This is a genomic window from Chitinophaga sp., from assembly GCF_036569125.1.
Classification (GTDB): Bacteria; Bacteroidota; Bacteroidia; order Chitinophagales; family Chitinophagaceae; genus Chitinophaga.
Genome location: NZ_DATCRF010000057.1, coordinates 1 through 7,222 on the forward strand (window position 1 = coordinate 1; position 7,222 = coordinate 7,222).

At 46.6% G+C, this 7,222-nt stretch carries 6 protein-coding genes and 1 pseudogene; 2 read left to right on the forward strand and 5 right to left on the reverse strand.

Translation table 11 applies throughout. The annotated features are described in order from the left end of the window. A pseudogene (locus VIM87_RS01895) lies at window positions 1-1,088 on the forward strand (hypothetical protein); the annotation flags it as partial. A 214-nt stretch (window positions 1,089-1,302) separates the two neighbouring features. After that, window positions 1,303-2,451 carry a PDDEXK nuclease domain-containing protein gene (locus VIM87_RS01900; RefSeq protein WP_331995335.1) on the forward strand — a complete coding sequence of 383 codons (1,149 nt, stop codon included), beginning with the start codon at window positions 1,303-1,305 and terminating at the stop codon, window positions 2,449-2,451. On the opposite strand, the gene VIM87_RS01905 is transcribed toward VIM87_RS01900, so the two are convergent. The 5 genes from VIM87_RS01905 to VIM87_RS01925 all read right to left on the reverse strand — a co-directional run bounded on the left by VIM87_RS01905 (window position 2,414) and on the right by VIM87_RS01925 (window position 7,084). Next, the gene (locus VIM87_RS01905) at window positions 2,414-3,493 is read right to left on the reverse strand and encodes a beta-ketoacyl synthase chain length factor (RefSeq protein WP_331995336.1); all 1,080 of its coding nucleotides are present in this window, start codon (window positions 3,491-3,493) and stop codon (window positions 2,414-2,416) included. The two genes, VIM87_RS01900 and VIM87_RS01905, sit on opposite strands and share 38 nt — an antisense overlap. Then, window positions 3,483-4,697, reverse strand: a complete 1,215-nt coding sequence (locus tag VIM87_RS01910) for a beta-ketoacyl-[acyl-carrier-protein] synthase family protein (RefSeq protein ID WP_331995337.1) — start codon at window positions 4,695-4,697, stop codon at window positions 3,483-3,485. Before VIM87_RS01910 ends, VIM87_RS01905 begins: the two co-directional genes overlap by 11 nt. Window positions 4,698-4,711: 14 nt before the next feature. Then, window positions 4,712-4,969, reverse strand: a complete 258-nt coding sequence (locus VIM87_RS01915) for a phosphopantetheine-binding protein (RefSeq protein ID WP_217601749.1) — start codon at window positions 4,967-4,969, stop codon at window positions 4,712-4,714. Between the two features lie 96 nt (window positions 4,970-5,065). Next, the gene (locus VIM87_RS01920) at window positions 5,066-6,352 is read right to left on the reverse strand and encodes an ABC transporter permease (RefSeq protein WP_331995338.1); all 1,287 of its coding nucleotides are present in this window, start codon (window positions 6,350-6,352) and stop codon (window positions 5,066-5,068) included. A 6-nt stretch (window positions 6,353-6,358) separates the two neighbouring features. After that, window positions 6,359-7,084: an ABC transporter ATP-binding protein gene (locus VIM87_RS01925; RefSeq protein WP_331995339.1), complete on the reverse strand. Its 726-nt coding sequence runs from the start codon at window positions 7,082-7,084 to the stop codon at window positions 6,359-6,361. Between the last annotated feature and the right edge of the window lie 138 nt (window positions 7,085-7,222).

Consider the following 7,222-nt stretch of genomic DNA (forward strand, 5'->3'; position numbering starts at 1 on the left):
GCACCCAGCATAATAAGCTGGGCGGCGTAATGGGCGATTACCTGGATAAGGAATTTGAGCCCGGCCTCTATAAGCTCATGAAAGCCCGGGGATATGACCTGATCCCTTACGTAAATCATTTTGGGGAAACACCCGACAGCGGCTGGACGCAATATTTCGACGGCCCCCGTTACTCCAGCGGTTACACTACCCTGTTCCATACTTTTGGGTTTGTACCGGAAACACATATGCTAAAACCTTACCCCCAGCGGGTAAAAGCTACCTATGAGCTGATGGAATGTTTTATACAATTTGTAAGTGAGCATAGTGCAGCCATTAAATCGCTCCGCGACCAAACCAAACAAACCGTAAAAACGCAAAGCAGCTTTCCGCTGGAATGGAAAACAGATATGAGCCGGCATAGCACCATTACTTTTAAAGGATATGCAGCAGGCCACAAACCCAGCGAGATCTCCGGTTTGCCGCGCCTGTACTACGACCGCAGTAAACCCTACGAACGGCAGATCCCTTTTTATGATTTTGCGGAGCCGGGTAATTTTGTGCAAAAGCCTGCAGCATATCTTATTCCGCAGGGATGGTGGGCCGTGATAGACCTGCTAAAGAACAGTAATGTACAGATGCAGCGCCTGGCACATGATACTACTATCACGGTAGAAGTATATCATATCACCGATTATAAAACAGCGGCCAGGCCCTATGAAAAACATTACCTGCATAGCCAGGTGAAAGTGGCTGCCACACAGGAAAAGATCGCTTTCCGCAAGGGTGATTACTACATTCCCCTAAACCAAAATGCCAACCGTTATTTAATAGAAACGCTGGAGCCTACCGGTGGCGATTCCTTCTTTGCATGGAATTTCTTTGACGCCATACTGGCCCCCAAAGAAGGATACTCCAGTTATGTATTTGAGGATACTGCTGCGGAATATTTACGCCAGCATCCGGAAGTAAAAGCGGAGCTGGAAAAACGTAAGGCCAGCGATACTGCATTTGCCCACAATGCCAGTGCACAGCTGGATTTTGTATACAACCATTCGCAGTATGCAGAGCCGGGATATTTGCGGTACCCGGTGTACCGTATTAAGTAAACGTCTCTCCATAAAAGCGTAAATACAGCAATGAATATTACTGTATTTACGCTTTTCCTCATGATCCAACTTTTATCATTTTGCCTGTTGTTAGTACGCTCCTATCCCCTTAATTTTGAACCAATTACTAACTAATTGTTTGTTGAGCCACTCAGGCATTGCCTCCCGCTGCTTCTAACTTTTGGATCCGTTTTTTACACCAAAATCATATCTTATGAATTTTAATTTTTTGTTACACCGTATTGAAAACACCCATCAGCATTTACAGGAAAGCGCAGCAAAAGCAGTGAACCGTTTATTAACGATCCGTAATTGGTTAATTGGGTATTACATTGTAGAGTATGAGCAGAACGGGGAGGACCGGGCGAAATATGGAGAGAAGCTGCTGGAAAACATTGCAAAATCACTGCCGGGGTTAAAAATTTCTGTAACCAATCTCAAATTATTCCGCCAGTTTTATAAGTATTACCCACAGATCCGTCAAACCGTAGCAGATGAATTAAGGTTAACAAAAGATCCTATTTTTAAGATTGGTCAGTCGCTGACTGGCGAATTATTACATACTGAAAATCAGCCAATTACGATTCCTCAATCAGTGGTTGAGGAATTGGGGAAATACCCTTTACACCTGCCTGCAGATAAGCTGCTCAGCAAACTTTCCTTTACGCATATTACACTCCTTTTAACCATTTCCGATCCGCTGCAACGCGCCTTCTATGAGCTGGAAACTATTAAAGGCAACTGGAGCGTACGCGAATTAAAAAGGCAGATCAACAGCCTGTATTTTGAGCGTATGGGCCTTTCAAAGAATAAAGAAAAGCTGCAGCAGTTTATTCATGAAGCAGATATTCCCATAGATCCGGCTGACTTCATTAAAAACATGTACACTTTTGAGTTCCTGGACCTGCCGCAAAAAGCACTGGTAATAGAAAGCGACCTGGAAGCCGCGCTGCTGGGCAACTTACAGGATTTTCTACTGGAAATGGGGCCAGGCTTTTGCCTGGAAGCAAGGCAAAAACGTATACTCATTGGCGATGAACATTTCTTTATTGACCTGGTATTTTATCACCGCATTTTAAAATGCCATGTGCTGGTGGAGCTGAAAGTAGATGCATTCAATCATGTAAATGCAGGTCAGCTGAACACTTATCTGAATTATTACAAAGCAGAGGTAATGGAAAAAGATGATAATCCGCCCATTGGCATTCTGATGGTAACCAATAAGAATGAAACATTGGTGCAGTATGCCACAGCCGGTATGGATCAAAGCTTATTTGTAAAACAATACCAGGTAAAGCTGCCCTCCAAAGAAGCGCTGGAACAGTTTATACGGCAGGAGCTGCGGTACGCTCCAGCAGTATGAAGGTGTGCTGTTCGCCAAAGAAATGATTGTAAATTAAAATGCGGTTAAGCGTGGCAGGGAACTGTGATGCCATAGGAAACCATTGCTGCGGTACCTGCTGCGCTTTCAGCATGTGTGCACCCAGCCATAACGCAAAAGCGCCGGCCGTTTCATACTCCCCGCACAAATGTTTAAAAGGCAGCTGGCTCACTTGCGGCAAAGCCAGGTCCAGCTGACGGTAGTAGTGCTCAAAATTATTATCTCCATTACGCCCGGTAATAACCAGGTCTATATCTTTTGCAGCTGATCCGTGCTGGCTTAAAAAGTTTGCCAGCCCAGTTGTTAAAGCGGTAGGCGAAGGTTTGTATAACATTTTCAACCCTGCAATGCGCGCATAGCTTTGGGCCGTAGGTGCTGCCGTTAAGGTAAAAAAAACAGCGCCCTCACCGGAAATGGTACCTGGCGACAAATGGTTATACAGCTCTGCGCTGTTCACCATTTCTTTTTTCCAGTATCCAATGCGGGATTTAATATAAAAATGCTCCGCAGATATTTCATCAAAAGCGCCGGTAAGCGTGTGCGATACACCTTCTTCCAGCAACAGCATACTATCCAGCAGCGCGCTTTCAAAAGAAAAACCACGATGCACGAAAGTATTGTTATAGGTAGTAACCTGCTGCTGCACGGCTATCATACCATTTACAGCATTGTAGGTGGATTGTATAAAAGGGGTTGGATTAAGCGCACGCTCCTCATACTGGCGAATATCTTTCAAAAAACGTTCTGTATCCTGTAAGCTGCCTTTACCGGTGCCGGTAACAATGGCTTCCGGTACGCCCAAACTGCTGTCCTGCATACATTTCAGGGCAGTGGTTAAACCCATTTTTAACAGCCGGCTTATGCGCCGCAGGCTATTGGCAGGAATAAATGTTTTATAGTCCGGTTCCGTTACGGCAAATACATTGGTGTTGGTACTCACCAATGGCTGAGAAAAAAGGTTTTCTTCAAAAGTATGCTGGGGCGTTATAGCCGCCAATCCTTGTATGTAACACTTACCCTTCATATTTGCTGATCACCAGGGAGGCATTATTGCCGCCAAAGCCAAATGAGTTTGAAATAACAGTATTCACGGGAACCTGCTCCAGCAGCCGTGTTTCCGGCGCAATGGACAGCTCCTCCATTTTTTCAGAATAGTTAAGATTGGGAAATATCACCTGGTGCTGAATAGCCAGTACGGCATAAATGGCTTCAATAGCGCCGGCAGCAGCCAGGGTATGCCCGGTAAAAGGCTTGGTAGAGCTGAAGGGCGGTACCTGCGTACCAAATAAGCGTTCCAGCGCTTTACCTTCAGATACATCATTATTCAGTGTAGCCGTACCATGTACATTTACATACTGCACATCTGCCATGCTTCTGCCGCTCATAGCCAGCGCATTTTTCATGGCTGCATAGGCCCCATCCCCTTCCGGCGAGGGTGCTGTTGGGTGAAAGGCCTCATTGCTGTTGCAATACCCGCTTAGCTCTGCCAGGATAACACTGTTGTTTTCCCGTGCCAGGCTTTCACTTTCCAGTACCAGGTAAGCAGCGCCCTCTCCCAGGTTTAAACCATTACGTTGCTGGTCAAACGGGCGGCAGGGCCGTTTATCCACGTTCTTGAGTGAGTTAAAACCATTAAGTGTAAAACGGGTAAGCGCCTCTGTGCCGCCACAGATCACGCGGCGTAACATTCCCTGCTTAATGAGGCGGGCGCCATACATCAGTGCGTTGGCTGATGAAGAACAGGCCGTGCTAACGGTAGTAATGTATTCCGTTAAACCCACTGTATCGGCTATACGCTGTGTACAATCCGCACAATCCAGCGTATCAATATATTTCAGGAAATCCCCTTCTTTTTCAGGATCGGTAATATCAAAATATACTTTCTCGGTATCGCACATACCGCCTACGGTAGAAGCGTTAATAAAACCCGTAGGTTCCTGCTGCAGGTCTTTGATGCCTGCCTGCTGCAGGGCTTCCTGCATAGCTAACAGCCCTAAAAGGGTGGTGCGCGTATATTCCGGACTGCTGGGTACACCGGCCATAGCACTCAATTCCTCCGTACTATGCCTTACTTCTGCTACCAGTAATACCTCTTTATAAATAGTATCTATATAGCGGGTGAATCCCAGGCCGCTTTGCTGCTGCCGGAGGCTGCCAAAGTTTGCTGCAACGGTATCACCAATGGCGGTGATCATTCCCATCCCTGTTATAAACACACGTTCCGCCATGCTACCGTATTGGCTTAAGCCGGTTGTTTAGATTGAATAAATTCCGCCATGGATTGTACGGATTGTAAGATCTTCCGGCCTTCGCGCGGATCTTCTACCTTTATCTGGTAATGCCTTTCCAGCAGCACCATCAGCTCCAGTGAATCAATACTGTCCAGCCCCAGGCCTTCTCCGAACAAAGGCGCATTATCATCAATGTCCTCAGGTTTGGTATCCTGCAGGTTCAATGCCTCAATGATCTGTACTTTCAATTTTTGTTTTAAATCTTCCATAATAAGTGTTGTAGGTATATCCCAATATCGAGACTGCATCAGGACAACGGTAAAAATACAGTTTTACAATTGATTAGAAAATAAATCCCCCTGCGCTCAGCTGATCCGCCCCTTCTCTACCCGCGCAGCCAGGTATAACATAGCCAGGCATAATACGATCAGCTTGCCGGCATTACCTATGATCTCCGGAAAACCGCCATTACGCAGGTACAGGTCATTAATAGCTTCCAGCCCCCAGTTCAGCGGTGTTAAATGCCCAATGAACTGCATGGCCGGCGGCATTACCTCCAACGGCACCCATATACCGCCAATGGCAGAGAGGATCACAATAGAAATAGCGCCAAAGCTCAATGCCTGGTTAGGCGTTTTAAACAGTGTGCCCACCAGTATGCCGTATGCAGTAGCAGCCAGTGAAATACACAGCACTATTACAAATGCAGGCAGGTAGCTATGCCCCAGCACTAAGCGGGGCAAATGTAACAGGGGCATTAAGTAAATGCCTGCTAATGTCATCAGGTAAAACTGCACCACACAAATGCTAACAAAGAACAGCATTTTACCTGCCAGCAGCGCCAGGTAAGAACCTGGTATCAGCTTCATACGCAGCAGGCTGCCATCTTCCCGCTCCCGGATCATGTTACCAGCAATAGGAATTACAATGAAGAACATAGCAAAAATGCTCCATGCAGGCACATTGTGCTGCACGGAATTATATACCATGTTTATTTGTTTGGTAGGGCCGGTTGCCTGCTCCTGCAGGCCTACAGCCTTTAATTGTATGGCAAAAGTATCAGCAGCATCTGCTTCTTTACTTCGCAGCTGCTGCTTTATACGTTCCAGCAGCAGGTCTGTTTCTATCTGCGTTAAAAAATTATCCAGCGCCTGGTGAATAGCGCTTTTAAAGGCTTTTTTAGCAGCGGGATCAAAATAAATGAGCACGTTCAAAGAATCATTGCGGCTCTTTACCGGTTGCACAGCCGGTAAGCCCATACGTTTTGAAAGGTCATTCACAATACGGTTAGCATTGCTTACAATAGCGGCTGTAGCGCCTTTGGGGATAAGAATGCATATTTTATAATCACCGGCGTTTACCAAACGCATGGCATCTTCCTGCGTAACAGGCTTGCCATCCAGTGAATCCACCAATGTAAACTGCCCGCTGTGCTCCAGCCCTTCTTTAATATAGCGGGCCAGCCTGCCATGATCATTATCTACTGTAAGCACATCAAACTTCAGCTCCTGGTAGTCGCGGAAAGGCGCATCTTCTATCAATGCCATTACCGTGATCAGCACCAGCGGCATTAAAAATAACAATGCCAGTCCTCCCCTGTCCCGTATCAGTAACAGCCATTCTTTGCGTATGGTAGCCAGTAATCTTAACATAGTGTATTAGTCTCTCACGGCCAGCCCGGTATGGTGCAGGAATACTTCTTCCAGGTTGCGGCATTCCGGGTGTTGTTGTATCAGTTGTAATGGTTGCCCCTGCATTACCAGGCGGCCCTGGTCAATGATGGCTACTTCCTCACACAGGCTTTGCGCCTCTTCCAGCAGGTGTGAGGTGTATAAGATGCTAACTCCATGCTGCTGATTATACTCCCGCAAAAATTGCAGGATCATATTGCGCGACTGCACATCCACACCGGCCGTAGGCTCGTCCAGGATCAGCAGCTGCGGATTATGCAGCAGGGCCGCAATAATATTGGTACGGCGTTTCATACCGCCGGAAAATTTGTATACTTCTTTTTTACCGTTCTTTTCCAGGCCGAAACGCTGCAGGTAATCCTCTATTTTAGTGCGCAGGGGTTTGCCTTTTAAGCCATACAGGTTACCAAAATACGTCAGGTTTTCCAAAGCGCTTAGCTGCGGAAATAAGGCTATCTGCTGCGGCACAATACCGATCAATTTTTTAATGGCCTCCCGGTGGTGGACATCCTGGTGCAGGTCAAAGATCTGCGCATCCCCGCTATCAGCCCTTACCAGCCCGCAAAGGATGGAAATGGTAGTGGTTTTACCGGCGCCATTGGGTCCCAGCAAACCTGCTATCCTGCCTTTGGGAAAGCTGAATGATAAGCCGCTCAACGACGGCTCCAGCGCTCCCGGGTAGGTTTTATGCAAGTTTTTAACAGTAATCATGACTTAAATGATGTGCAGATGTGCAAATATGCAAATGTGCAGATGAATTGAAGGTGCCGATGTACTGGTGACTGCTTTATATTTGCACATCTGCATATTTGCACATCTGCACATTTATAG